Origin of the sequence: Alteromonas antoniana (assembly GCF_019249295.1) — a bacterium.
Lineage (GTDB): Bacteria > Pseudomonadota > Gammaproteobacteria > Enterobacterales > Alteromonadaceae > Alteromonas > Alteromonas antoniana.
Genome location: NZ_JAESDH010000018.1, coordinates 47,719 through 72,385 on the forward strand (window position 1 = coordinate 47,719; position 24,667 = coordinate 72,385).

The window sequence follows — 24,667 nt, forward strand, 5'->3', positions numbered from 1 at the left end:
GTAATGCTTACTCAACCGCAGCTTGCCACCATGCTGGCACTTCAGAATAAAATGAATACCAAAGTCAATCCTCAGTGGTTAACCGCAGGCTACGGCTATTTGCGGGCGGCAATGGTGGAATCCGTTGAGGCGATCGAGCATCACGGCTGGAAATGGTGGAAAGCGCAAACGAAAGATTTGCCGCAACTGCAGATGGAACTGGTGGATATCTGGCACTTCGCACTGTCAGCCTGCATTATCGATTATCAGGGCGATATTGAGGCAACGGCTGCAGCATTAGCTGCACAACTTGCTCAGGCACAGGCGCATGTGAAGTTCGATAACGTTGATTATGATCCGCAGCAGCAGGAATTACTGGATAATCTGGAGTTAATGGCTGGATTATGTGCTGCCAAGCGTTTCAACGTGCCATTGTTTATGCAGATTGTGAATCAGTGTGACATGACCGGTGAAGAACTGTATCGCCAGTACGTTGGCAAAAATGTGCTGAATTTCTTCCGTCAGGACAACGGCTACAAAGCGGGCACCTATGAAAAAACCTGGGATGGCCGGGAAGACAATGAACACCTGGTTGAAGTACTGAATTCACTGGATGTAAATGCGAAAGATTACAGCGACCTGATTTATCAGGGTCTTCAGGCGCGCTATCCGCGGGCGTGACATCTGTTACGCCGGGCTGTGGTACTGCAGCAGCCCGGTGTCTTTATCAATAACGTGATTACTCCCCGTCGAGCTCTGCGCGAAACGCCTCAGCCTGCCGCTCATATTCCTGACATGCCGGGGTTTGCGCCTCATCGCCCTCCAACTCTGCACAGCTTTGTGATGTCATTGAGTCGATGCAAGCCACGGCAGGATCCACAAGCTCTGAATACTGATCGATCTCTTCCAGATTCATCATGTTTTTGCACATACCGTCTATCATGCCTTCAATCATACTTCGCATCTGCGGCGTAAGGTTTTCCTCCTTGCCCATCTGTTCCAGCGCACAAACTTCCATTTTGTCGCAAAGTTGATTAAACGCATCGTTTAATTTATCTGCATCGCTGGCCAGCGCGGGCGCAGCGGCAACGGTAAATAGTGAGATTAATAATGCGGTAGTCAGTTTCATGGTTCTTCCCTGATTGGATTGATTGAAGTTTAACCAGTATAGAACCAATTTGGTTAACGACAAAGCCATCTGTTTCGACACCATTGTTTTGACTATCTGAAGCAGGTCAAAGCTTGTTTTACTTCAACAGATTTTCTTCAGGAAAATAAAAAAGGAAGGTTGGTTTTTTAGCATGGACGTGCAGGCCTGACGGGCTTTTTGGTTGCCTGACAACTACAGGCAGAGTGACGATAAACGGCCAGCTTTTGACCCGCGTTTTCCTGTCCCCATCCAGATGATGCGTGACCCCGGAAGAAAGCGGTGTGAGTTTTTGTTAGATTTCAACGATAAAAGGCCACTCTCGTGGCCTTTTCGTTAAACTGGTTTTGACTGGCGTGACTTAGAAAATGTAGTTAACCGCCACACGAACCAGTGTTGTATCATTCGCATCATCGATATCGTCGGTGCTTCGGCTGATATCAGCTTTCAGCGCAACGTTGGTATCGAAGTCGTAACGTAATCCCAGTGTCACCGTCGACGTTTCTTCCATTACGGCTTGCTGAACACCACCTACAATCATTGCCGCCGGGCCACGAACCTGTTCCGGAAGTGCAGCAACATCACTAAGGAACTTCACATCATCGTTACCGTCGAGCTTTTCATAGGTGATAGATGGCGTGAACTTACCATGGCGGATCCCGGCCGTGATGTAGTAAGCCACATCCTGCGGGTTGAAGGAGTCTTCGATGTCGATGCTGGTCCACTCTGCACTCACAAACCAGTCGAACTGATCGATTTCCACACCGATACCATAGAACGCACTTGAATCGTCATTGAATGCAAGCTTGTCAGCCAGTGGAGCTGAGATCATGGCCAGTTGGCCAATCAATGTATCGATACTGTCAATTGACAGCGACGACTTCGCAGAACCTGCTGTAGCACGTACCTTAAACCACTCATAAGTGGCTTCAATTGTACCCACTATGGCATTGTTACCTTCAATATCAGCGAAGGTTCCCGGGGTAATTTCATAACCTTTGTTTTCAAATGTCCCCGCTGTAACCTGAAAGTTGTACTCCCAGTCTCCGGCGTAATTGCTGTAATCCACTCTCACACCGTCGATATTATTAAACGGGACACCATAAACCGATTGTGGTGCCGCAACCCAATGATAAGAGTAACCCACATCCAGCGACGCAGAATAACGGAACAGTGGCAGGCGCAGACGTCCTGCTGACACGCTGACATTATCAGTGGCGGCATAGGTGAAGTATGCCCACTCGAAATCTACGTCATAATCATCACTGCCGCGAGCAACTAACTGTCCGGTTGCTGTCAGCTTGTCGTTAACATCACCGCTTAACTGAACTGCAAACAGGCTTTCCGGGCTTAGCGAGATATCTTCATCGTAGCCATAAAGCATGCCATCACTGCTGGTTTTACCGGCAATAAGATTGGCGAAGCCGTTGATGCGAACATCAGCATGAGCACTACCACAGGCAGCAAGAATAGTAAGGGCTAAAATTGTCTTTTTCATGTTCTGCTCCGCTGTACTAGTTTAATTGAATGACTTTAACGTCGCCGGTTACCGATGCTGAATCGATGTAACCAATAACGCTTTTGTTTTCTTTAATTAATTCAATCACAGCGCTGTCGCCGGACACCTCTTTAGGAGGAACGCCTTTGCCCGTGAATACCAGCTTCGACCAGTATGCTGCTACCTGAGAAGAGTTTCTTCCCAACACGTTCTGGTCAAAATCTCCACGAATGTCATTGGAAGTCTCCTGGTTTACCGGGATTGACTCGCGGCCATCGGGAAACTTTTTCTCTTTGCCCAGAAAGATTCTCTGAACGTCTTTTTCTGTGAGTGAAGCCTCGTTAGAAGGATGAACAACCACCACCACTTCGGCTAACACTGATGACGATAACGCTGTAGCTGCGAAGATCGCCGTGCCAAACAGAACACTTACCCATTTCTTTTGCATTTGTGCTTTTCCTGACTAAGTCATCGACAACCCAACGCGCCGATATTCTGACAACGCCATACCTGAAAAATAATGGTATATCTTTCAGGACATATTGTGCTTTTAGTGATAGTTCATCAATTGAAGAAAATCCAATTCACCAGTTCACACAGTTATCTGACGTGCATTAATAAATTCAGGCGGATGGTAGTGGCATTTGTGACATTTACCAACTAGCCAAAAGGTGTAAAAGGTATGTTTAAGGGTATCTTAGAATGCGTCTAGGTATGACCAGTAATACGTGGTTGTTCTGGAGAGAGCGTCTGAGCCCATCATATTGCGATGAAATAGGGCCACGGCTGGGATACCGTGGCCAGACTTATCAGGCTACGCGCACTACCGGCGCGTTGTACGATGCCTGGATCACATCGTGGAAACGTTCTTCCAATACATGGCGTTTCACTTTGAGTGTAGGCGTCAGCAGGTCATTTTCAATCGTCCACTCCGATTGCATAATCACCACGTGGTCGAGTACCTGATGGCTTTCCAGTCCGCTGTTAATTTGCGACAGCGTATGTGCAAGGCTTTCTTCCACTTCCTGCTTGTTTTGCTTTTGTGCCTCTTCACTAAGTACCAGAAGTGCAACAGGCTGTGGCAGGTTAGTTCCGGTGACACACACCTGCTCAACCAGCGGGTTCTCCATGAACTTTGCTTCAATTGGCGCAGGTGCCACGTACTTACCCTTCGCAGTTTTAAAGATATCCTTCAGCCGTCCTGTAATGCGGATATAGCCTTCATCATCCATTACGCCGCGGTCGCCGGTTCGAAGATAGCCATCATCAGTGAAAACCTCGGCCGTTTTTTCCGGCTCAAGATAGTATTCTTTCATGTTACAAGGTGCTTTTACCTGAATTTCGCCTTCGTCTGATATGCGAATATCTACTCCATCGTACGGCTTACCAATACAGCCAATCTTGTCGTGACGAAACGGCACGCTTGCCGTGCCATAGGCACTATTTTCAGTCATTCCCCAGCCTTCAGAGATATTGATACCGATTTTCGCAAACCATTCGATAACCGCCGGAGCCAGTGGAGCAGAACCGCTTGCCCATAAGCGGGCATTGTTCAGCCCGAGACCTTCCCGGATTTTCTTCGCAACAATACCTTTCAGAATTGGAATTTTCAGCAATGTATTGAGCTTTTTCTGCGGCATCTGCGCCAGTACGCCCATCTGGAATTTGGTCCAAAGTCGGGGTACGGAAATAAACAGGGTGGGCTGACAGGCTTTAACGTCACGCTGGAAAGTATCCAGAGACTCAACGAAATAAATCTGCCCGCCGGAGTAGAAACTCGACAATTCTACCAATACCCGCTCAGTAATATGCGCAAGCGGCAGGTAACTCAGTGTTCTGTCGCTGGTATCTATATTGAGTTGATTCAAAGAACGTTGTGCAGCCCAGCAAATCGAATAATAGGTGTGTACTACCCCCTTGGGTTGACCTGTGCTGCCGGAGGTATAAATAATGGTCATGGTCTGATCCATGTCCGGCACCGGTGAATCATCGATAGCAGGACAGTCGATAAATTCAGCCCACTGTTGCGTAGTAGACAAGTTTGGATAAGGAAACGCTACCGTATGGTAATTGTCCGGCACGGCTGCAACTTGTTCTGCGGTATTATCAAGTTTACCGATAAACAAGAGTTTAACGTCAGCATGCCTGAGCACATATTGAATAGTATCAGCACCGGCTGTCGAAAATATCGGAACCGATATGTGACCGGCCATCATGATCCCAAGATCAACGATAAACCATTCCGCACAGTTTTTAGAAAATATCCCGATTCGGCTTTGAGGCGGTAAATCCAGTTCCTGGAGTCGATATGCAATACGACGCGCCAGGTTGCCTATCTGCGACCAGGTGTAAGGCTGATATTCACCCTTTACTGGTTGCGTGAGATAGACGTCGTCTCCCCGCTCCTTTTCCCAGTGATAAAGCATACTGAGTGGAGATGATACATCGTGTTTTGTCGCGTCAGTTGTCATGTCTCGTGGCATAGGTCGCTCATATGTTGTATTAATGTAGACCAGGTTTACAAATCTTTCACAGGGCTATAATAATCACGATTTTTTACCTTATGACAAGCCCTTATGCTTCGATTAACAACGAAAACACGGTAAAACCGCGTGCTTCGTCGGTGAATTTAGTTTTTTTATAGTCTTACCTTGCCTTGCGTAATAGTGTGGAAGGGGAATCGAGGCCCCCGGTCAGACGCCATATGAAGCGTGACAGAATATCGGACAAAAACTAGACTTTACCGCATGCAGTTTGAATTAGCCGATATTCCATGCTGCTGTAATGATTAGCAATTGCGTAGGCAGGTTGCCGGAGGCGAGCGTAATTTGTGGTAGAAGAGACGATGGTAGCGGGAACACGGGTAGAAGTGGGCTACGATAAAAAGATTACTGGTGCGATATCGATTGGTCAGATATGGCGACTTTGACATCAGTTAGCCGATAACACATCCCTGTCCGCGCGCATTCAGGCAGCACGACGGTTAAGCCATAAATATTTTCAGCTGGTTAGTTACCCCGGCCAATCCGGATAGCGTTCAGGGCGCACCTGCCGCTAAGCTGGCAAAGACCGCAATATGCGCTGGACGGATATTTACGTTACGTGTTCGCTATGCCCTGCAAAGGCTGGATTTACACAATACTTTAATGGCATCAACTACAATAAACAGGCATCGACATGAAATTAAAAATAAATGGTGAGGCACGAGAGTACAGTGGCGATCCGCAAATGCCCCTACTCTGGTATTTACGTGATGAGTTACAGATGACAGGCACTAAATATGGATGCGGGATGGCGCTATGTGGTGCCTGTACGGTTCACATTGATGGCGAAGCCACCCGTTCATGTCAGTTGCCAATGTCTGCCATTGCAGGTAAGTCGATAACGACGATTGAAGGTCTTGATGCGGATAATCAACATCCACTGCAAGTCGCCTGGAAACAGCATAACGTACCGCAATGTGGCTACTGCCAAAGTGGCCAAATCATGCAGGCTGCAACCTTACTGGCAAAAAACGCCGCCCCCTCGGATACGGAAATTGATCAACACATGTCAGGCAATATCTGCCGGTGTGGTACCTACCCCCGCATTCGAAATGCAATCAAAGACGCCGCGAAAGGAGAAGCTTCATGAAAGATATTATTTCCCCTCAGCGCCGTACTTTTCTAAAACAAACCGCTTCCGCCTCAGGTTTTGCACTGGGCTTAACGCTATTGCCATCAATCAGTCCGGTGGCCGCAGAGGGGACGCACACAGAATCGCTGGCACCTAACGTATTTGTCGAATTCGATGCAAACGGTCAGCTATTTGTCACCTGTCATCGTTCTGAAATGGGGCAACAAATCCGCACTTCCCTGGCACAAATCATTGCTGATGAACTGGACGCAGACTGGGATCGGGTAACCGTGGTACAGGCTACGGGTCATCCCAAATATGGCGACCAGAATACCGATGGCTCACGCAGTGTCAGACGCAACCTTGAGCGTTTGCGCATCGCTGGCGCGACAGCGGCTGCCATGCTGCGTGAAGCGGCCGCCCGCGGCTGGAATGTAAGCCCGGACGACTGCATTAACCGCGAACACGGTGTTGTACACACTCCAAGCGGCAACCGGGTTGACTACAAGTCATTAATTGATGTGGCCGCAACCCTTCCCGTGCCTGAACCGGATTCAGTTTCACTGAAGCCCCGTTCCCGCTGGAAGTTCATCGGCAAAGTCATGACCAGCGTAGATATTGATGATGTGGTATCCGGAAACACGACGTTTGGACAGGATATCCAGCTTGATGACATGCTGGTTGCCGTGATCCAGCGCCCCCCGGTAATGTTTACGCACGCTGAGAGCGTTGACGACAAAAAGGCGCGCGACATCGCCGGTGTGGTTGATGTGATCAATTTACCGGAAGCGACAGCACCGGCCGGATTTAATCCACTTGGCGGTGTGGCAGTGCTGGCCAAGACGACCTGGGCGGCGATGCAGGGCGTAAAGGCGCTTTCTGTGAAATGGACCCGCAATGAACATACCGGTTACAACTCCGACAGCTACAAAGCGTCACTTATCGCCACGGCGCAACAGCCCGGCGAGGTCGTTAGAAAGCGCGGCGATGCTCCGAAAGCGTTGAAAGACAGTGGAAACGTCATCAGCGCTACCTATTATGCACCACTGCTGGCACAGGCGCCGATGGAGCCGCCTGCAGCCACTGCGAGAGTCACCACAGACAGTGCTGAGATTTGGGCATGCACCCAAACCCCGCAATCCACACGCAGCAACGTTGCAGCAGCCCTTAAGATGCCGGAAGACAAGGTGACCGTGAACGTTACTCTGCTCGGTGGCGGTTTTGGCCGCAAATCCAAACCCGACTTTTCTGTTGAAGCTGCTTTGTTGGCGCAGCAGGCGGGCAAACCGGTTAAAGTCATCTGGCGTCGCGAAGATGATATTCAGCATGGTTATTACCATTCGGTGAGTGCTCAGCATATCCAGGCAACCCAGGATGAAGCGGGCAACACGCTGGCGTGGCGACACAACACGGTATTTCCGTCAATTTCTTCAACGTTTAACCCGGCTGCCACCAAGCCCAGTAACGGTGAATTACGTCTTGGATTTATCGACAATCCGTTTGCTATTCCAAATATGCAGCTGGAGCGTGGCGAAGCCAAAAATCACGTGCGGATTGGCTGGTTACGAAGTGTGGCTAATGTTTATCATGCTTTCGCCATTCACTCCTTTGCCGACGAACTCGCGCATGCCGCAAATCAGGACAGCAGGGACTATCTGCTTTCATTAATTGGCGAAGACCGTCATATTGATCTGGCGGCAGAAGGCGCTGAGTATGACAACTACGGCGACCCTATTGATGTCTATCCGATAGACACAGCAAGATTAAAAAATGTCATTCGCAGAGTCACCGACATGGCTGATTGGGACAACCGCAAGGTCAACAACCGTTTTCTTGGTCTGGCTGCACACCGTTCTTTTTTAAGTTATGCAGCGGCAGTAGTAGAAGTTGAGGTTGCTGAAGATGGCACCTGGACGATGCCGAATGTGTATATGAGTCTTGATGCCGGTACGATTGTGAATCCGGAGCACGTCCGCGCTCAGTGTGAAGGCGGCATGATTTACGGACTAAGCTGTGCCATCGGCGAAATCTCAGCAACAGACGGCGCCATCGACCAGACTAATTTCCACAATTACCAGGTCGCCCGAATTCAACATGCTCCCAAACACTTTCATGTGGATATCGTAGAGAGCACGAAGCCGCCTGCTGGCGTAGGCGAGCCGCCCACTCCCCCTTTCGCACCTGCTCTTGCGAACGCCCTGTTTGCTGCAACAGGTAAACGAATAAGAGAGTTGCCTTTGCCGTTAACACTCAGCTAAAACAGCTTTAGTCAGGCTCACGGAGATGCACTTCTCCGTGAGCTTTTATCGCGAGAAAAGCTTCCGCTACCCTGCATCACGCAACGATACCGAATGCGTTGCTCAGTAGGAATATAGTTTGAAATTACTTCTGCCGACAGACAACGCAGGGCTGCTGCCCATGCAGTTTTAGTGGGTAAAGACAAAATAGCGATGAACTGAAATATCCTGTAGCAGGCACTACAGGCATACTTCGCTTCTCAGCAGGCTTCCGGCTGAATAGAGCCCGTATGTTTGCCGAAAAGGGTCGTACTATTACGGCTTGGCATTAACACATTACTGCGCTGAGTAACTAGCCCCTAAGGGGTGGTATTCTTTATCGACCACTTCCGCGCAAGTAGCTCAGGAACATCAGAACCCGGTACCGGCCTTGAAAAGTAGTACCCTTGTTGATAGTGACACCCCAGTTCTGCAAGATATTGCGCCTGCTCCAGCGTATCTACTCCTTCCGCAATACTTATCATGGACAGGCGTTGTGCCAGCGTGATGGTGGTAGATACCAGCGCGTCATTCGCATTTCCGGGCTGAATGTCATCAACGAAACTTTTATCAATTTTAAGCACTTTCAATGGATAACGCTTCAGATAGCTCAATGAGGAATAGCCTGTTCCAAAGTCGTCAAGTGCAAGCACGAACCCCTCATCGACAAAACGCTGGATCTCTGTCAGCGCATTGCCGGTGTTGTCCATTAAGACGCCTTCTGTGATCTCAAAACGCAGTGAGCTGGCCGGCAACGCGTATTCGTCTAATAACGCCTTCACCCCGGCAATATCAAACTCCGTTTTGAAGTGAAGCGCAGACAGGTTCACCGAAATATACCCTTCAAACCCTCGAGCGTACCAGTCGGCGAGATCAGCCACTGCGCGGCGCATAGCCTGGCGCGTGGTTTCAATGATGTATCGAAGTTCTTCAAGCACCGGTATAAACATATCGGGATACAACGGTTGTTCAGGCAACTGACACCGCATCAGCAGCTCTACACCTTCTGTTTTGCCGGTAAGCGTGTTCACAATAGGCTGATAATGATTGTAGAAGCAGTCTTCGGTAAAGGCCCGCTTAACCAGGTTTTCTACGTGCAACCTGTCGCGGGCGCGCTGATTCATTTCAGAGGTGAAATAAGTAAAGGCGCTGAGAGTATCTTTTTTCGCAGAATACATAGCAACGTCGGCATGCTTAAGTAATTCAGCAGGCTCCACCGCGTCGTCAGGATAGAACGACACACCGACGCTGCATGAGACCCGCAGTATTTCTTTACCTAGCGATATCGGAGTCTCTACTGACTCAATCAACTCGCCTACGAAATGGCTAAGATCATCGACTCTCTGAACGTCCTCTATGACAATAACAAACTCATCCCCGCCAAGCCGGGCAACCGTGTCCGCGCCGGAAACCAGATTACGCATCCGATTTGCCACTACACGTAGTAGTTTATCGCCATAATCATGGCCCAACGAATCGTTAATTCCTTTGAAGCGGTCCAGATCAACGAATAATACAGCAACCTTCGACTTGCTCTCCCTTGCACTTTCTACCGCATGTTCCAGACGGTCTAGCAGGAGACTACGATTTACCAGTCCGGTCAGGCTGTCATAATTGGCAATTTTTAACAGCTTTCTTTCCGCGTTTTTCTGCTCGCTGATATCGGAAATGACCAGCAGATAGTGGTCGGTCAACGCGGTATTGTCTGGATCGCTAATGGCAGTAATTTCGATTAGTACGTCATATGCCTTACCATCAGCCCCCTCCACGACATCTTCATCTTTCCAGAATTGTCCGGGCTGCAATGCAGCAAGTCGTCCGGACATCTGTCTTGCAAGCTTAGGGTAACGGAGAAATAACTGTTTAAAGCTTCGCTCAATATTGCCAGTTTCGTCGATACCAAAGGCAACGGCAAAAGCTCGATTTATCGCTACCGGCTGCTGATCGGCGTCGAAAATAACAACCCAGTCCCGGGTCTGCCTGAAGGCATCTCCAAACAATCGCACCTGTTGCTGCGCTCGTTGTAGCCGGTTTAGATGCTGATGGCGTGCATAAAAATACGCCAGCACGATGGCAAGGCTAAAAATCACATAAACCGTGTATGCCAAAGGCGAGCGCCACGGCGCATAAGGCACAAAAATAGTGATAGATGCCGGTAAAAATGTGTCGTCAAAGCTATTTGCGGTAGGTCCGACGGTAAACACATACTCCCCCGGCAACAGCGTAGCAAAAATAATCTTTGGATCCCGGGTCACGCCCTCGCTAACTAAATCAGGGCCACGATACAACGAATATTGATAGTTCTCTCCAGTTTTATCACTCATCAGCATGGGAGAAAACAGAATCGAAATGCCGTAATCATCGTGTTCCAGATTCACTGTTTCGCCAGACAGGTCCATCTTTGGCAATGATAAATCATCCCGCGAGTCCAGCCTGAACCCGGTAATAACCATCTTCCTCATCGTGTCCCGCTGGTGCTTTTTATCAAACAGTTTGGCGGGGTCAAAAAGCACGACACCGTTTGTCGAGCCGTACGCCAAACGACCATCGTCAAGCCTCGTCACCGCGCCCTCATTGAACTCAGAGACTGCAATTTCCTGACCGTAGCGATAATTGGTTATGTTAGCATCTGTAGTAGAATAACGATGAAGGCCGGAGTGCGAACTGAACCACAAACCGTCGTCGTCATCCATCATGAGTGAATAGACAATTTCAGAAGGCAGGGTATTGTCAGCGTTAACGCGCTGCTTTACTTCAAACGTGTCTGCATCAAGTGCCAGCAGCCCGAAACGAGGGAAAGCCAGCCATAACAGCCCCTGATGATCCAGTGCCCAGGACGATACAGACATTGTCGTATTGCGCTGCTCTGGCGGTAACTGATAAACCAACTCGTATTCCAGGGTGTCGGTATTGACTAACCAAAGACCATTGAGCATCGCCACAAACATTCGATTATCGTAATAGGCTGACGTGCCCAGAAAAGCGGAAAAGAAATCTGAATCAAAAACGTCCGGATCCAGTGCCAGCGATTCAACGCGATTGGTCGTGTGATCGAACCGGTAAAATTTATCGCTGCCAAAGTAAACGCGGCCCTTTTCATCTAACGCAGAGCCATAGTTCCACTGACTGAATATCTGTGCAGCTCCGCCTGCTGGATTAGGTTTGCTTAACGTCCCGGTCGTTTTATCGAAAACACTGATGCCGTTGTACGTCTGAAGCAACAGCGTGCCCTCTTTCCACGGCATGATTTTTTCAATCACAGAGTCGCCGTTACTGTCATCTTCGTCTTCAGAAACGAGGAACGCTTTGGTCTCACCGGTCTCCAGATCATACCGGTTCAGCCCGTTGTCTGTCCCAATCCAAAGCGCGTTATCGTCGTCCTGATATAATGTCCAGACGATGGTGTTACTGAGCGTCAGCACGTTGTCTGAGCGGCGGTTTTGAATTGTGGTGACATTAGCGGAAGATGGCATATAGTACAGCGCGCCGCCATACTCTGTGCCCAGCCAGATATTACTGTCGTTATCCCTCGCGATAGTCTTTACGCGCTTACGAGGAAGGACCGTATCGCCATAATCGGGGGTAAGCTCATAGACTGTTTCCCACTGCCCATTTCTATATGCTAATGAAAACAGCCCCTTATTTGTGCCCAACCAGAACGTGTTCTCTCCTGCCTCTGCTACCGTCCATATATTTCTGCCAATGACGATCGGGGTAAACGGATTGTTGCCTTTACCTTCCAGATAAACGTCAAGCTCACTAACCGGCGCCATGTACAGACCATCCACAGCGCCTACCCAAAATCGCCCCTGGGTGTCAGCCATCAGAAATTTCGCGTCATCTCGTTTAACGTTGCCTGGCAGCCCGTTCAGATAATCCAGTCGCTGAAAATCCTGTGGCGATGCGTCCACAGATTTGCTGTAAAGCCCCTTTGTGGTGGCTACAAAAAGCCTGTCGTTGATGGTTATAGCAAACCGTATACTTTCGGCATTATCTAACGCCTCGTCATGAAGACTAAAAATAACGCTGACGGAGTTTGTTTGAATATCATAGAGGATGACCTCCTCGTATAGCGAAATAACCAGTTGCGTTTTTGAATGCCAGTGAAAGTTATTTGCAGGTTGGATCCAGTCCGGCTGATTGCGATAAGGGCGTCTGACTTTGTTTTCCACCTGATTGCTCTCAAAGTCATAACGATAGACGCCGGAAGCAAACGTGCTGATCCATAAGCCATTGTCTGCCTCCAGACTTAGTCGGTTGATACTGTCGTTAGTAAAGGTATTATCAGGACCGTTGAGCGGTTGCGCCCGGTAACCATCCCAGCGAACCAGTCCCCCTTCTGTTGCTACCCAGACAAAACCGCTGTCTTCGATGACAATATGGTTGACAAAATCCTGGGTCAGGCCATTTTTTGTTGAAAGCACCTCAAAGTTCGGTGAAGGCACCCTGACCTGAGTCGCTGCCGCTAATGGAATGATAAAAAGAAAAAATACCGCTACCGCGAATTTGCTGATACTGCTCATATTATGGTTATCTTCTTGGGAGCAATCACTGAGCTTCCTCTCCAAACCCAGCTCTACATTAATGGAAACCTAACCGCGGTGTATCATTCATCCTCAGAATAATGAACCATGTGTAAGATTTCGCCTGGCTTCCATAAATCTCATTACGCATTCCCTGCCAGCTTTTAGATAATAGCAAGCATTTGAATTTGTTCATAACGTCTATTGGTATTAGACGCTATGCGTTGGTACCAAACCTTTAAAACGTTTTTCGATTCAGCAGACGTCATCTTCAGCCCACTTTTTTCGATTCGATACATCTTTTAGAAGCTGTCCACCGAGCAGGGCAACCACTATGTAGTTAACAAATGGAATCCCCTGCGTGTACATAACTTTAAAATAATCGGTTCCCGAATATTGTTTCTCGATGAAGCGAACCACTTGTAAGAGGCCAAGAAAACTGAAGATACCTAAAATGATTTTGGACGTGCTTTGAATAGGAGTGCCAGACAGTTTGCAAACAACAATTACGATAGTGACAAAAGCGAAGTCAGTTATTCCAAAGCCCAGATACCACGCTGCATATAACCAGCTACCTACCAATTCGAAGGCTGCAGGCTGGCTGAGAAAGGCATAGAGTCCCTGATGCAGAAACTCGATCAATATCACTCCGGTAATAATGATTGTATAACTGGTTATCCGACTCACGACCGCGACATAGCAAATCAATAAAAGAATATTCAACACCGTTGAAAGTGGTATTAAATCTAGAAGGGTATACATCGAATTCTGTTTATTATTCAGACCGTCTTTTGCTGACGCAGGCTACTGAGCAATGTAGTAACAATGAAGCCGAACAGCGTAAACGCAATAACAAAATTCAATATGGGAATGCTTTGAGTATAAAAATAAAAAGCGACTTTACTACTTACGATGAGTCTTTCAACGAGAGAAAATAACTGAATTACGCCAAGGAGCACATACAGAGATAATATTACCTTGCTGGCAATATCGAGCTTCAGGTGCGCATTTTTACAGATTCCCGCGATTAAGGCCACAAATGCAAAGTCTGAGAGTGCAAACCCAAGATACCAGCCGTAGTAGACGAGAGTACTTAAGGCAGGATCGTGGAAGTAGCTTTTAAGAAAAAACTCATAACCAACATGAAGAAAGTCAAGCAACAGTACTCCAACAATAACAAAGGAGAAGGCTGTTAACCTTCTCACAGTCAGTACGTGCAGCAACAATGCCACGAAATAAAACACTATTGCTATCGGGAGCTGAGGAAATACCGCTGTCATTTTTCCTTATCTTTAGGTTTCTTAGGGTCTGGCAGTGGTGGTGTATCGCCACTTCCGTTACCAAGTGTAGTGATAGTACAAATCAGGGGGGCCAAGCTGCAAGCCTCGTCTACGAAGGCGGTTGTTCCCTGAGATGTCACGGGTTGTGCTGAAATTGAACCTGATAATAACCCGATAACGCTGACCACTGCAATTTTTGCGAACTTTTTCATCTTTAATCCTTAAGCTTGATTACCTGAATGCGGCTGAACACCGCCGCCGTACTTGCTATCGGCAATTGACCTCAGGCCTTAAGTGAAAAAATGATTACCAGCTCCGGAATAAAAACCAGGTGAGCTGTTTCAAGTGTCTCGATACGGTATCGGCAACCGCGAGCGATGAGACTACTCAGAACGCCATACTGAATCTTATGTATGCAACGACGTGAAAGGAATGAGCTTGCTCTGAATGTGATCGTCAGACGCTAATCGCTCAGCAATGGACTTCTCATTGTCGATAGTGACGCAATAGAGCGATACGCTGCTGCGAACAGCGATGTGCTCGGATCACGTTGACGTGACAGCTATCCTTAAAAGTACCCAGCGTAGAGGTAACCTGCTCGGCGCCGGCTAGTCCTGCCTGACGGGGATCCTGCCCGTTTTGACTACATTACGACGAATGCCGGCTTGCGGTGCCAGACAGTACAAGTCGCCATTTTGACCCACGTAACCTTTCCTGACCCCCGTCTCTTTCGCGATAGCCACGTGGGCCTCCAAATGCTGATTCTCGCCGTGCACAGGGATAGCGATCTGCGGCTTCACCCAGTGATACATCAATTTCAGCTCTTCCTGACAGGGGTGGCCACTGGCATGAATAGGCAGCGGACTATCTTCGCTTTGCAAAGTATTTATCCCTCTGCCATGAAAGCGGGCTGTAAGGCGTTCGACCGCGTCTTCATTTCCCGGGATCACGATAGAAGAAAATATTACCGTATCACCTTTGTCCAGCGACAATGCAGGATGTGAATCAAGTGCAAGTCGATTTAATGCTGCCCTCGACTCACCCTGACTACCGGTTGCCACCACCAGAACTTCTTCAGGAGGCAGGTAGCCCATGTGATGAGCATCAATAACAGTCAGGTCCTGCGGCCAGACATCAGTTTGCCTCGCAATGCCGTACATATTGATCAACGAGCGCCCTAACAGGCCTAAGTAGCGACCGGTTTTCTCAGCGACCCGCGCCAATGTGATCAACCGGGCAATATTACTGCCAAAGCATCCAACAACTACCCTGCCCTTACAAGGTTTAATGGTGGCCAGCAAGCCGTCATAACAGTTACGTTCCGAGACAGAAAACCCGGGCTTGGTCGCATTAGTGGAGTCTCCTACCATTGCCAATATAGACTCATCGCGAAGTGCCTGAAACGCCTGGCGGTCAAAGGGCTCTCCGGTGATGGGTTGGGCGTCAATTTTCCAGTCCGCGGTATGAAAGACCGTTCCGACACGGGTCTGAATTAGCAACGCGGAGGGTTCCGGTATGGAATGGGTAATGGCCATCCATTTGAGTGTAAACGGACCAATTTGACAGGTAGCCTGTATCCCTACCTCAATAATCGGCACTTTATTCAGAAGACCTGTCTGTGCCAGCTTCCGTCGAAGGACTTCTGCCGTGAAAGGTGTGGTATAGACCGGGCAGCGGAAGCGCTGCCATAAATACGGCACCGCACCTACATGGTCCTCGTGACCATGTGTAATCACCAGGCCACACAACGCCGCTTTCTGATCGCTGATAAATGTCGGATCCGGCGCAACGACTGCATGTCGATGACTGCCAGCCTTACCGCCCCGATACTCAGGCTGCAGCGGCTCATCAAAAGACACCCCGCAATCTACCATCAGCCACTTTCCGTGATGGCCATACAGGTTGAGATTCATGCCTATTTCGCCGGTCCCGCCTAACGGCACAAACCAGAGATCATCTTCCTGTGGTATCAGAGCATGCTCCTTTTAAACCGAGAATAATTTCAGACATGTTATCGCAAGCAGCAAAACAGGCGAAGCAGAAACAGACCAACGTTACGGCTTTCGCGACCTAGCTTACACACATTCCATACGTTTCAGCATATCGTTACGCTCAATCAGAGAAGCGGTTTTTATGAATGTTGAACGCTATCTTTGTCATTTTCATGCGAAAAAAAAGGGCCGAAGCCCTTTTGTCAATAAAGCCGTCAGAACATGTTGTTCCGACAAGCGCAGACTACGCAGCGCTTATTTGGCGATTTTCATCTCTTCGATAAGATTCGTCGCGCCATCAACGTATTGCATTACCCACAACATGTAGCGAGTGTCCACGTGAATGGTTCTGGTTGTTTTTGGATCGAAGTCCCAGTCTGAATTGACACTCTCAAAGGTACCGTCGAAAAGCAGCCCAACCAGTTCTGCATTCGCGTTCAGCGTTGCAGAGCCGGAGTTCCCGCCAGTAGAATCCAGGTCAGAGAGGAAATTCACCGGCACGCTGCCAATATCTGGCAGAGCGTAAGGGCCGTATTTCTTATCTTCAATCAGCTGGAGTTGCTTCTTCGGCGAATCAAAAGGAGTGTCGCCCGTGTCTTTTTCGACAATGCCTTCAAGCCGCGTAAATGGCTCGTAAATCAGGCCATCTTTTGGTGATCCCCCAAGTACGGTTCCGTAAGTCACCCGTAGCGTGCTGTTCGCATCAGGATACGCCAGACTTCCCTGGGCCTTTTGCCAGTCGATAATGGCGCGCATATATTTCGGCTGAAGCACGGCTTCCTTACCTTCCAGCGCCTTTGATTTATCCTCGATTGCCATTTCGGTGTCGTAAAGCGCAACCGCCAGTTTAATGAACGGGTCGTCGCTGTCTTCAAATGCGGCTTTATCAGCGTTCAGCCATTTGAGGCGCATATCAGCCTGATCCAGTGCAGTTTTGCTGTACATACCCGTCAGTACACTATCCAGGCTGCCGGCATTGACTGCGTCATCCAGTCCTAGTGCGTTGTCAAAGGCGTTGATATGAGCGCTTTCAGGTTGTGCCATATACAGTGTAATAAAACGCTTCCAGACCGCTTTATCAACAGCTGCATCAAAACGACGGTCAAGACGCTGCATTTGCTCTTCCAGGCGCTTGTTATCGCGTTCCTGATAGCCAGGCTCGCGTTCTGCGTCGGGCCTCTGCTTCTCAATAGCGTTACGATAAAGCGTCTGCGCGGCAGAGAGTAACTGAGACCGGGTCAGGTTGTTGTACCAGAAGTTCTGCTTACTCATTGCCGCAGACTGCGACTTCACTTCATCGAGTTGAGCAATAGCAGATTGATATCCATTCGGATCTCCCTCTTCTTTTAACCAGGCATTCAGTGCTGTCTCACGACTAGCACGTCTGTCCAGCAGCCCTACGCGCTTCGCGCCAGCCAGCTGCCCCTTGGTATTTTTCAGAAAGTTATTCAGGCCTGCCAGTCGCGCTTCATAAATGATACGGGCATCGCTTCCTTCAGGTGCTGCCGTTTCAATCGCGTCAATCCAGTCAGTTACCAGATCCACATAGGTGGGATACAACCAGTTGAACATGTAGTCAACGGTGACCAGTCTTGCGTAGCGGTTTGTTGAGCCCGGATATCCCGCTGCCATCACAAAATCACCGGCTTCCAGGCCCGCTGCAGATACGGTTAATACATGCTCTGGCTGATAAGGGACATTGTCTTCGCTGTAATCAGCTGGCTTGCCATCCGGTCCGACGTAAGCGCGGTAGAATGAAAAGTCGCCAGTGTGTCGAGGCCACATCCAGTTATCAATATCACCCCCGTACTTGCCAATGGCATCTGCGGGTGCGTAAGCAATTCGCACATCACGAATTTCCAGTTGTTTGATCAGTTTGTATTCCAGGCCATCGTAAAAGGCCGGAACCGAGCAGCGGTATCCGTCTTCAGCTTCGCATTCTGCGATTATCGCCTTCTGTTTTTTCACAATAGCATCGTAACGGTCACGGCCCGTTACGTCGTCGCCCAGGTCACCGGTAACTTTATCGGTGACATCTGAGAAGCCCACGGTCACCCACATACGGGTTCCCGGCGCTGCCGGAAGTTCTTTATCTGGTGAGGTCGCTAAAAACCCGTCTTTAAGATAATTGTTTTCAGCAGTGGAGTTGTACTGTACTGAACCCCGTGCGCAATGATGGTTGGTTACCGCCAGCCCGGTATCAGAAACAAAGGACGCAGAGCATCCGCCAAGCGACACAATCGCTCCCATCGGGAAACCGGTCAGGTCACTCAGTGACTCCGGCGATAACGCCAGGCCTGTTGCTTTCAAATCATCAGAGATTTCCGGAAGCTGTTCCGGGGTGAACATCCCCTCTTTCGCAATCGCACTAAGCGAAGATATTGCAAGAGGAATTGCCAGGAAGGCATATAATTTACGTGACATTCTGTTTTCCTTGTCAGTAATACTTAATTACACTGCCTGTTATTACATAACTGTTGCATGGTGTCATGCACCGGCAGGTAGAACGGGTACTTTTTCGCGACAAAGCGTAGTGAAGTGTCAATTTTACTTGCCAGGGAATAGGCAAAAAGGTCTATAGTTGTCATCTGAAACTGCAGGAGAGTTGAGTTTATGTTGTCGTCTTTGAACGAAAAGGAAATCCGCATTATTGGCGTGCTACTGGAAAAGTCAGTAACCACACCGGAGCAATACCCGTTGTCGGTAAATGCACTGACAAACGGGTGTAATCAGAAAAGTAACCGCGCTCCGGTAATGCAGCTTTCGGAGACAGCGGTACGCGAAACACTTGATTCATTAAAAGCTAAGCGTCTGGTACAGGTATCATCAGGTTTCGGAAGCCGGGTTGATAAGGTAACTCATCGTTTTTGTAACACTGAGTTTGGCGATCTTAAATTAAGTGAACAGCAACTGGCAATTATCGCTGAGCTGTTCTTACGTGGCCCCCAGACACCAGGCGAGTTACGCGGAAGGTGCTCTCGAATGGCGCACTTTTCGGGTATGTCAGATATGGAAACTGCGCTGGAAAGTTTGCAGGCCTATCAACCTGACGCTTTAGTAGTGCCGTTGCCTCGTGAACCGGGAAAGCGCGAAATCCGTTATCAGCACTGCTTCAGCCACACCGATACCCCGACTCATCAACCGGAAGTCGCGCCAGAGCTACCGCCTCAAACACACGAAACAGCCTGCAGCTCCAGCGAACTGGATGTGGTTATGCAGGAACTCGAAGCACTGAGGCATTCACTCGCGGCCCTCTCAGCAAGAGTTGCTGAACTGGAAAAACAGAATACCCAATAAGTAAGTCAGACAATGTCGAAGGGAATGCAGTAGGAAGAAGATAAATACCGGTAAAAGAGGTCAACGGATATCGCCAGGTCTATACGCGTTGTATAACGATGTCGGCCCTCACCCTGATCGCAAACAGACGAAAAGAAGGCGCTGACACCTTCTTTTCGCATCCGCGCCATCTTTTCACAACGATAACTGCAGGCGTTAATTAGTCGTGATGTAGCTGGGCATTTAGCTGATCAATCACCTCTGCCCATTCTGCGTCATCCAGCAAGGCAGAGCGTAAAAATGTCGCTTGTGAATCGCTCCAGAACGGCGCTTCTTCGATATGGCGGCTATCATTCATGCCGCGATGCTTGGTAATAAACTGTTCCATCGCTTCATCACTGTTATCCAGTCCAAGCTGAGTAAACAAGTCTTTCATTGTAGGTTGCTCGGTGAACATCGCTTTCTCCATTTAGAATTTACCGGAACATATACAGGTAAACGAAAACTGAGAACTTTAAGATCACGGCTTCCACAGGGAAGATGGGAACCAGACAGCCAGCTGAAGTAGTCAGAGCAGCAGCCTTTCTGGCAATGCCCTTAACATGACGGCAATGCGACGCTGGCGTAAAATCGGGATGATTCAGACGATTATGAAGCCAGGTTGGCAGGTATAGAAAAGGCAGCACGACGTAGCGCCGGGCTGCCTTTTTTGGTTAATGCGCGAATCACCGGAATGCGGTTCAGGTGTTGAGACTTGCCCTCACTGCACTCTGTACGCGATAAGCGTCAGGTTTTACTGGCCCTTCTGTCAGGACAGTGACATTCCGATATTATCCCGCCTTTTACTCGCCTCTTACTCAGCGGTGCAGTGTGAAGACATTTAACTCAGCTGTTCCGCGAATTCCGCAGGCTCCATCACTTCACCTTCTTCACCGGGTACAGGGCAAACCATTACCAGTAGCTCATCTTCCTGCATGCCCGGCACCCACTTTTTAAACCAGTCTGCCAGTGAGATCTGTAAGGGTTCGCAGTGTGACCAGTCATCGGTGGCCCACAAACTTGCTATCCCCGCATCAGGCCAGACCGGAATGCCATCTTCGTCATCGGCAGTCAGCATAACGCAGCCATGCTCGTCGGTAAGGATCCACAGCGCCTCATGCTCTTTAATCGCCGTCAGCGTCTCATTCAGGCGTTGTTGTGCCGACACACTCAACAACGGGTGTGACATTCCACTCATGTTACTTCTCCGATTGTGTCGCTGGCAGATTCTCTACCACCGACAACTCTGTTTGCATTTGCTCAGGATCTCCTACCACAATCAACGACATCGTATTCAGATCCAGATAATTTCTGGCGGCTTCAGATACCGTCTCCGCGCTGACATCATTCACCAGCGAGATGTAGTTGGTTAACCGCGATTTTGGTAAACCATGAATGTTCAGATTTACCAGTTGCGCGATTACACCTGAACGCGATGAGTTTCTCAATACGAATAATCCTGACATGTAGTTTTTCACCCCCTGCAATTCCTCAGCAGGAGGCGGTGTTTGTTGCAGGCCGGCAATTTCCGATACAATTTCATTAATCGCCTCTCCGGTACTTTCCGCCTGAATATCGGCCGACTGATACCACACCGCCGCGCCGTCATGACTAAACACCGCGCTTCTGGGAGAATAGGTATACCCTTTATCTTCCCGAATATTCTGGGTTATCCGGCTGGAGAACATACCGCCAAGTAGCGTATTCATAACCTCAAGGGCCACGTATTTGTCATCTGCTGCTGGGATTGATCGCTGCCCTAACCTGACCGTAGACTGCACGGCGCCATCACGGGGTATCATTACCAGTTGCGAAGCAGGTGCAGGCGCCGGTGGCGCAATACTGTCAGTCTTCGTTCCCGCTGGCAGAGAAGCAAACGCACCGGTTATCGCCTGCTTCAGACTTTGGCTGTCAAACTGACCTGCAATATACAGGTGGGCATGACTTCCGTTTAAATAGCGTGAGGAAAATGCCAGAACATCATCTCGCGAAATACGGGTAAGCTCCTCATTGGTCGGAAAAATGCGGCCGTAGGGATGAGCCGGATACATCGCCTCGTAAAACGCCTCTACCGCCTGCCCCTGCGCTCTGGATTTTGAAACTTCAATTTGTCGCCACTGATTTGCGACAGCTCGTTCAAGATCGGCTTCTGAGAACTCTGAATTTCCAACCAGGTCAGCCAGCAAGGCAACAGCCTGTTCATTAAATTCGCTGAGTACGTCGATCGCGATGCGGCTGGTATTCATACCTGCGCTGGTAGTCACCTGTCCGCCCATAGACGCGGCCTGTTTGGCGATGTCAGACGCAGACAATGAAGACGTGCCCTTGTTAAGCAACTCAAAAGTGATATCGCTTAAGCCTCGTTTATCACCGTCATTTTCATTACCGGTATCAAAATGCAGCATCATGGTGCTTTTCGGTGTGGTGCCATAAGGGATCAGCGACACTTCCATACCATTTTCGAGGGTGAAATGTTCCACTTCAGGCAGCATGAAATTTTTAGGCGTCGCCGGTGCAGGCGGTTCAGAAGGAAATGTCGAGGCAACGCCTATCACAGGCAGCACACTTAGTACGACAGTCAGTGAAAGAGCTTTCGTTATACGGTTCATTTTGCTTCTCCCTGTGCATTTTCCTGCGCCATTGATTCAGGCATAACAGTAAAAATTGTCCGGTTCTGGGGCGTGAGATATGTCTTAGCCGTTTGCTGAATCAGTTCCGGCGTTACTGTGGCGAACGCCGACTCGATACGGTTTATGCGGGTAGGATCATCATCAAACAATGCAAATGTCGCAAGCAGATCGAGTTTTCCGATACCGCTGCCATCAATCGTGTCGTAAAGTTGCGAGCGCAGTTTGACACGGGCTCTGTCGAGGGTTTCCTCAGAAACCGGGGCAGTTTGTAATGAGTTGATAACCTCATCTATGGTTGTGGTAATCGAATCGTCAGTTACCACAGGCTCATGGATCATACCGGCAGTCCACAGCATCGGCCCCTGATAGTTAAACATGTTGCCCAGCATATTAATGCCGCCAAACACATTGCTGGAGATGCCCATTTCTTCAACCAGCTTCTGGTGTAACAGACTGTCATCACCCTGCAGCAGAATCTGGTCTATCAGTCCCATCGCATAATAGGCCTCTGAGTCGCGTTCTGGCATACGATACGCGACTGCATAGGCCGGTTTTGGCGCCAGCGGATCGACGCGGCTTGCTTTACGTTCTGCGGTCTGGGGTTGTTCAGAAATATCAGGTTGTGGCGCTAACTCTACCGCGGGGATGTCAGAGAAATACTGCTTCACCCAGGCCATAGTCTGGTCCACATCTAAATCGCCCGTAACAACCAAAACCGCATTATTTGGTGCATAGTATTGTTTGAAAAACGCATCCACGTCTTCGAGTGTGGCGGCATCCAAATCTTCCAGGTCGCCATAGAAATTGTGTGCGTTGTACCAGTTATCAAACGCGTGTTGTGGCAAATCGAGCCAGGGAAAGCCACCGTAGGGCTGATTCAGGACGTTTACCTTCACTTCGTTTTTCACCACGCCCTGCTGGTTTGTCAGTTCGGCCTGCGTGATATTCAGCCCTCGCATCCGGTCAGCCTCTACCCAGATAAACGTCTCCAGAGTATGGGCGGGCAGTATTTCGTAGTAATTGGTGAAGTCAAAACGTGTAGAGCCGTTGTTGATGCCTCCATTACCATTAACCAGCTTGTCAAATTCACCTTTGGGCAGGTTTTGTGAGCCCTGAAACATCATATGCTCAAATAAGTGCGCAAATCCTGTGCGGTCTTTTGGCTCAATACGAAAACCAATATTGTAGTAAACGCCTACCGCCACAATGGGCGCGGTGCTGTCTTCTGAAAGCACGACTTTCAGGCCGTTATCCAGTGTCTCGTAGTGAACAGGCACGGCCAGGCCACCATCGACGGGTTTACTTTCAGGAACTTCAGTGAGATTGGCAGACTGCTGGCACCCCGCCAGCATGCCCACTACGCTAAACGCCAGTATGAGCTTTTTCATTTATTTTTCCTTAAACGCTGCGCGTTACTTTGCTTGTTAAACCGCGATGAAGGTCGGTCTGGGGCTGATAGGTAATGATTGTTAATTGTATCTGTTGATCAGGCAGGTGCCAGGCTATCAATCACTTCCGATAAACCGACGCGCCTGACCGACTTCATGGAGTGCATGTAAACATTCACAAAACAGTCGTCGAGTGACTCAAAAAACGTTGCCGATGAAGCCGCAACCAGCCTTTGTGCAGTTTCCTGTGGCAGCACCGCAATGCCTCCCTCATTTTTAAGGGTAGTCAGCGCCAGTGACAACGAATTGGTTCGTAACTTTGCATCACGAAAATCAGGGAACTGTGTTAACACTTTATCTCTGACTTTGGCCCCCCAGTCTATAGTGACGAAGCCATTCGCATCCCCTTTCCCGTTCCCCGCGAACTGGCATAAAGTGAGCGCCTTTCGCTCCATGACATGGCTCACCACTTCTTCGGATTTTAGTACCTCAGTAGAGAACGCGACGTCAATCACCCGTTCATGCAGTTGCCTGGATAGATTATCCAGCGTTAGCACTTCGGCTTTTACAGACCAGTCGGGAAAGGCATTGTGTAAGTGTGTAAGTGCATCTGGCAATGTCAGTTCACTGGCAAGCTGGGTAGCTCCACAAACGACGTATTCTGCAGATTGGACCTGCAGTTCCTGCTTTGCCTCATTCAGCGTATCGCATAATTGCCTGGCATAAGGCAATAGCTTTTCTCCAGCCTGAGTGAGCTGAATACTGTTTCGCTGACGAATAAACAAGGTGGTGTGAAAGTATTCCTCAAGCAGCTTAATGCGAGCACTCACAGCCGACTGCGTAAGGTAAAGATTTTCGGCGGCTTTGCCGAAATGACGAGTATTTACAACTTCTATGAAAGTGGTAAGAAAGCGTATGTCCATGCTTTTTACATAACCGAATCGTAGTAGCTGCTAAGCTGTCACAGATTTCCGGCAATGTAAATACAATAGCTAAATCAGTGCATCACTGCGTGATGCACTGTC

At 49.1% G+C, this 24,667-nt stretch carries 19 protein-coding genes; 4 read left to right on the plus strand and 15 right to left on the minus strand.

Going from position 1 to position 24,667, the window contains the following annotated elements:
- The first annotated feature begins 3 nt into the window (after positions 1–3).
- Positions 4–660: a dUTP diphosphatase gene (locus JKP77_RS15085; RefSeq protein ID WP_218311987.1), complete on the plus strand. Its 657-nt coding sequence runs from the start codon at positions 4–6 to the stop codon at positions 658–660.
- 58 nt (positions 661–718) lie between these two features.
- Here JKP77_RS15085 and JKP77_RS15090 read toward each other — a convergent pair whose 3' ends face one another.
- The 4 genes from JKP77_RS15090 to JKP77_RS15105 all read right to left on the minus strand — a co-directional run bounded on the left by JKP77_RS15090 (position 719) and on the right by JKP77_RS15105 (position 5,107).
- Positions 719–1,108: a hypothetical protein gene (locus tag JKP77_RS15090; RefSeq protein WP_218311988.1), complete on the minus strand. Its 390-nt coding sequence runs from the start codon at positions 1,106–1,108 to the stop codon at positions 719–721.
- Positions 1,109–1,487: 379 nt separating this feature from the next.
- Positions 1,488–2,624 (minus strand): topoisomerase IV, encoded by a 1,137-nt coding sequence (locus JKP77_RS15095; protein WP_218311989.1) that lies wholly within the window; start codon positions 2,622–2,624, stop codon positions 1,488–1,490.
- A 16-nt stretch (positions 2,625–2,640) separates the two neighbouring features.
- On the minus strand, positions 2,641–3,072 hold the full coding sequence (locus tag JKP77_RS15100) for a type 2 periplasmic-binding domain-containing protein (protein WP_218311990.1): 432 nt from the start codon (positions 3,070–3,072) through the stop codon (positions 2,641–2,643).
- Positions 3,073–3,433: 361 nt separating this feature from the next.
- Positions 3,434–5,107, minus strand: a complete 1,674-nt coding sequence (locus JKP77_RS15105) for an AMP-binding protein (protein WP_218311991.1) — start codon at positions 5,105–5,107, stop codon at positions 3,434–3,436.
- 694 nt (positions 5,108–5,801) lie between these two features.
- Between JKP77_RS15105 and JKP77_RS15110 the strand changes: the two genes are divergently transcribed.
- Together JKP77_RS15110 and JKP77_RS15115 are read left to right on the plus strand one after the other, a co-directional pair.
- Entirely contained in the window at positions 5,802–6,257 is a 456-nt protein-coding gene (locus tag JKP77_RS15110; protein WP_218311992.1) for a (2Fe-2S)-binding protein, read from the plus strand.
- Positions 6,254–8,497: a xanthine dehydrogenase family protein molybdopterin-binding subunit gene (locus JKP77_RS15115; protein WP_218311993.1), complete on the plus strand. Its 2,244-nt coding sequence runs from the start codon at positions 6,254–6,256 to the stop codon at positions 8,495–8,497. The genes JKP77_RS15110 and JKP77_RS15115 overlap by 4 nt, the downstream gene beginning before the upstream one ends.
- Before the next feature lie 338 nt (positions 8,498–8,835).
- Here the strand turns inward: JKP77_RS15115 and JKP77_RS15120 are convergent, their stop codons facing one another.
- From JKP77_RS15120 to JKP77_RS15145, 6 genes are all read right to left on the minus strand, one after another.
- Positions 8,836–13,038: an EAL domain-containing protein gene (locus JKP77_RS15120; RefSeq protein ID WP_218311994.1), complete on the minus strand. Its 4,203-nt coding sequence runs from the start codon at positions 13,036–13,038 to the stop codon at positions 8,836–8,838.
- Between the two features lie 255 nt (positions 13,039–13,293).
- Complete coding sequence (locus JKP77_RS15125) at positions 13,294–13,680, minus strand: hypothetical protein (protein WP_218311995.1); 387 nt, start codon at positions 13,678–13,680, stop codon at positions 13,294–13,296.
- A gap of 137 nt (positions 13,681–13,817) precedes the next feature.
- Positions 13,818–14,318, minus strand: a complete 501-nt coding sequence (locus tag JKP77_RS15130) for a hypothetical protein (RefSeq protein ID WP_218311996.1) — start codon at positions 14,316–14,318, stop codon at positions 13,818–13,820.
- Positions 14,315–14,530, minus strand: coding sequence for a hypothetical protein (locus JKP77_RS15135; protein ID WP_218311997.1), 216 nt, complete (start codon positions 14,528–14,530; stop codon positions 14,315–14,317). Before JKP77_RS15135 ends, JKP77_RS15130 begins: the two co-directional genes overlap by 4 nt.
- Positions 14,531–14,926: 396 nt before the next feature.
- A complete protein-coding gene (locus tag JKP77_RS15140; RefSeq protein WP_218311998.1) occupies positions 14,927–16,231 on the minus strand; it encodes a ribonuclease J in 1,305 nt (434 codons plus the stop codon).
- Between the two features lie 333 nt (positions 16,232–16,564).
- Positions 16,565–18,733 (minus strand): S46 family peptidase, encoded by a 2,169-nt coding sequence (locus tag JKP77_RS15145; protein WP_218311999.1) that lies wholly within the window; start codon positions 18,731–18,733, stop codon positions 16,565–16,567.
- A 189-nt stretch (positions 18,734–18,922) separates the two neighbouring features.
- Between JKP77_RS15145 and JKP77_RS15150 the strand changes: the two genes are divergently transcribed.
- A complete protein-coding gene (locus tag JKP77_RS15150; RefSeq protein ID WP_218312000.1) occupies positions 18,923–19,606 on the plus strand; it encodes a YceH family protein in 684 nt (227 codons plus the stop codon).
- Positions 19,607–19,805: 199 nt separating this feature from the next.
- Here JKP77_RS15150 and JKP77_RS15155 read toward each other — a convergent pair whose 3' ends face one another.
- The 5 genes from JKP77_RS15155 to JKP77_RS15175 all read right to left on the minus strand — a co-directional run bounded on the left by JKP77_RS15155 (position 19,806) and on the right by JKP77_RS15175 (position 24,565).
- Positions 19,806–20,042 (minus strand): DUF2789 domain-containing protein, encoded by a 237-nt coding sequence (locus tag JKP77_RS15155; protein WP_218312001.1) that lies wholly within the window; start codon positions 20,040–20,042, stop codon positions 19,806–19,808.
- 423 nt (positions 20,043–20,465) lie between these two features.
- Positions 20,466–20,822: a DUF2750 domain-containing protein gene (locus JKP77_RS15160; protein ID WP_218312002.1), complete on the minus strand. Its 357-nt coding sequence runs from the start codon at positions 20,820–20,822 to the stop codon at positions 20,466–20,468.
- A gap of 1 nt (position 20,823) precedes the next feature.
- Positions 20,824–22,233: a M16 family metallopeptidase gene (locus JKP77_RS15165; protein ID WP_218312003.1), complete on the minus strand. Its 1,410-nt coding sequence runs from the start codon at positions 22,231–22,233 to the stop codon at positions 20,824–20,826.
- Positions 22,230–23,642 (minus strand): M16 family metallopeptidase, encoded by a 1,413-nt coding sequence (locus JKP77_RS15170; protein WP_218312004.1) that lies wholly within the window; start codon positions 23,640–23,642, stop codon positions 22,230–22,232. The genes JKP77_RS15165 and JKP77_RS15170 overlap by 4 nt, the downstream gene beginning before the upstream one ends.
- 98 nt (positions 23,643–23,740) lie before the next feature.
- Positions 23,741–24,565, minus strand: coding sequence for a LysR family transcriptional regulator (locus JKP77_RS15175; protein WP_218312005.1), 825 nt, complete (start codon positions 24,563–24,565; stop codon positions 23,741–23,743).
- Positions 24,566–24,667 lie beyond the last annotated feature (102 nt).

Bases quoted from the DNA above. Each gene is read 5' to 3' on its own strand.
- JKP77_RS15110 (WP_218311992.1), top strand. From the start codon at position 5,802: ATGAAATTAAAAATAAATGGTGAGGCACGAGAGTACAGTGGCGATCCG.
- JKP77_RS15090 (WP_218311988.1), bottom strand. From the start codon at position 1,108: ATGAAACTGACTACCGCATTATTAATCTCACTATTTACCGTTGCCGCT.
- JKP77_RS15140 (WP_218311998.1), bottom strand. From the start codon at position 16,231: ATGAATCTCAACCTGTATGGCCATCACGGAAAGTGGCTGATGGTAGAT.
- JKP77_RS15095 (WP_218311989.1), bottom strand. From the start codon at position 2,624: ATGAAAAAGACAATTTTAGCCCTTACTATTCTTGCTGCCTGTGGTAGT.
- JKP77_RS15130 (WP_218311996.1), bottom strand. From the start codon at position 14,318: ATGACAGCGGTATTTCCTCAGCTCCCGATAGCAATAGTGTTTTATTTC.
- JKP77_RS15150 (WP_218312000.1), top strand. From the start codon at position 18,923: ATGTTGTCGTCTTTGAACGAAAAGGAAATCCGCATTATTGGCGTGCTA.
- JKP77_RS15170 (WP_218312004.1), bottom strand. From the start codon at position 23,642: ATGAAAAAGCTCATACTGGCGTTTAGCGTAGTGGGCATGCTGGCGGGG.
- JKP77_RS15100 (WP_218311990.1), bottom strand. From the start codon at position 3,072: ATGCAAAAGAAATGGGTAAGTGTTCTGTTTGGCACGGCGATCTTCGCA.
- JKP77_RS15155 (WP_218312001.1), bottom strand. From the start codon at position 20,042: ATGTTCACCGAGCAACCTACAATGAAAGACTTGTTTACTCAGCTTGGA.
- JKP77_RS15135 (WP_218311997.1), bottom strand. From the start codon at position 14,530: ATGAAAAAGTTCGCAAAAATTGCAGTGGTCAGCGTTATCGGGTTATTA.
- JKP77_RS15165 (WP_218312003.1), bottom strand. From the start codon at position 22,233: ATGAACCGTATAACGAAAGCTCTTTCACTGACTGTCGTACTAAGTGTG.
- JKP77_RS15105 (WP_218311991.1), bottom strand. From the start codon at position 5,107: ATGCCACGAGACATGACAACTGACGCGACAAAACACGATGTATCATCT.
- JKP77_RS15085 (WP_218311987.1), top strand. From the start codon at position 4: ATGCTTACTCAACCGCAGCTTGCCACCATGCTGGCACTTCAGAATAAA.
- JKP77_RS15160 (WP_218312002.1), bottom strand. From the start codon at position 20,822: ATGAGTGGAATGTCACACCCGTTGTTGAGTGTGTCGGCACAACAACGC.
- JKP77_RS15115 (WP_218311993.1), top strand. From the start codon at position 6,254: ATGAAAGATATTATTTCCCCTCAGCGCCGTACTTTTCTAAAACAAACC.
- JKP77_RS15175 (WP_218312005.1), bottom strand. From the start codon at position 24,565: ATGGACATACGCTTTCTTACCACTTTCATAGAAGTTGTAAATACTCGT.
- JKP77_RS15120 (WP_218311994.1), bottom strand. From the start codon at position 13,038: ATGAGCAGTATCAGCAAATTCGCGGTAGCGGTATTTTTTCTTTTTATC.
- JKP77_RS15145 (WP_218311999.1), bottom strand. From the start codon at position 18,733: ATGTCACGTAAATTATATGCCTTCCTGGCAATTCCTCTTGCAATATCT.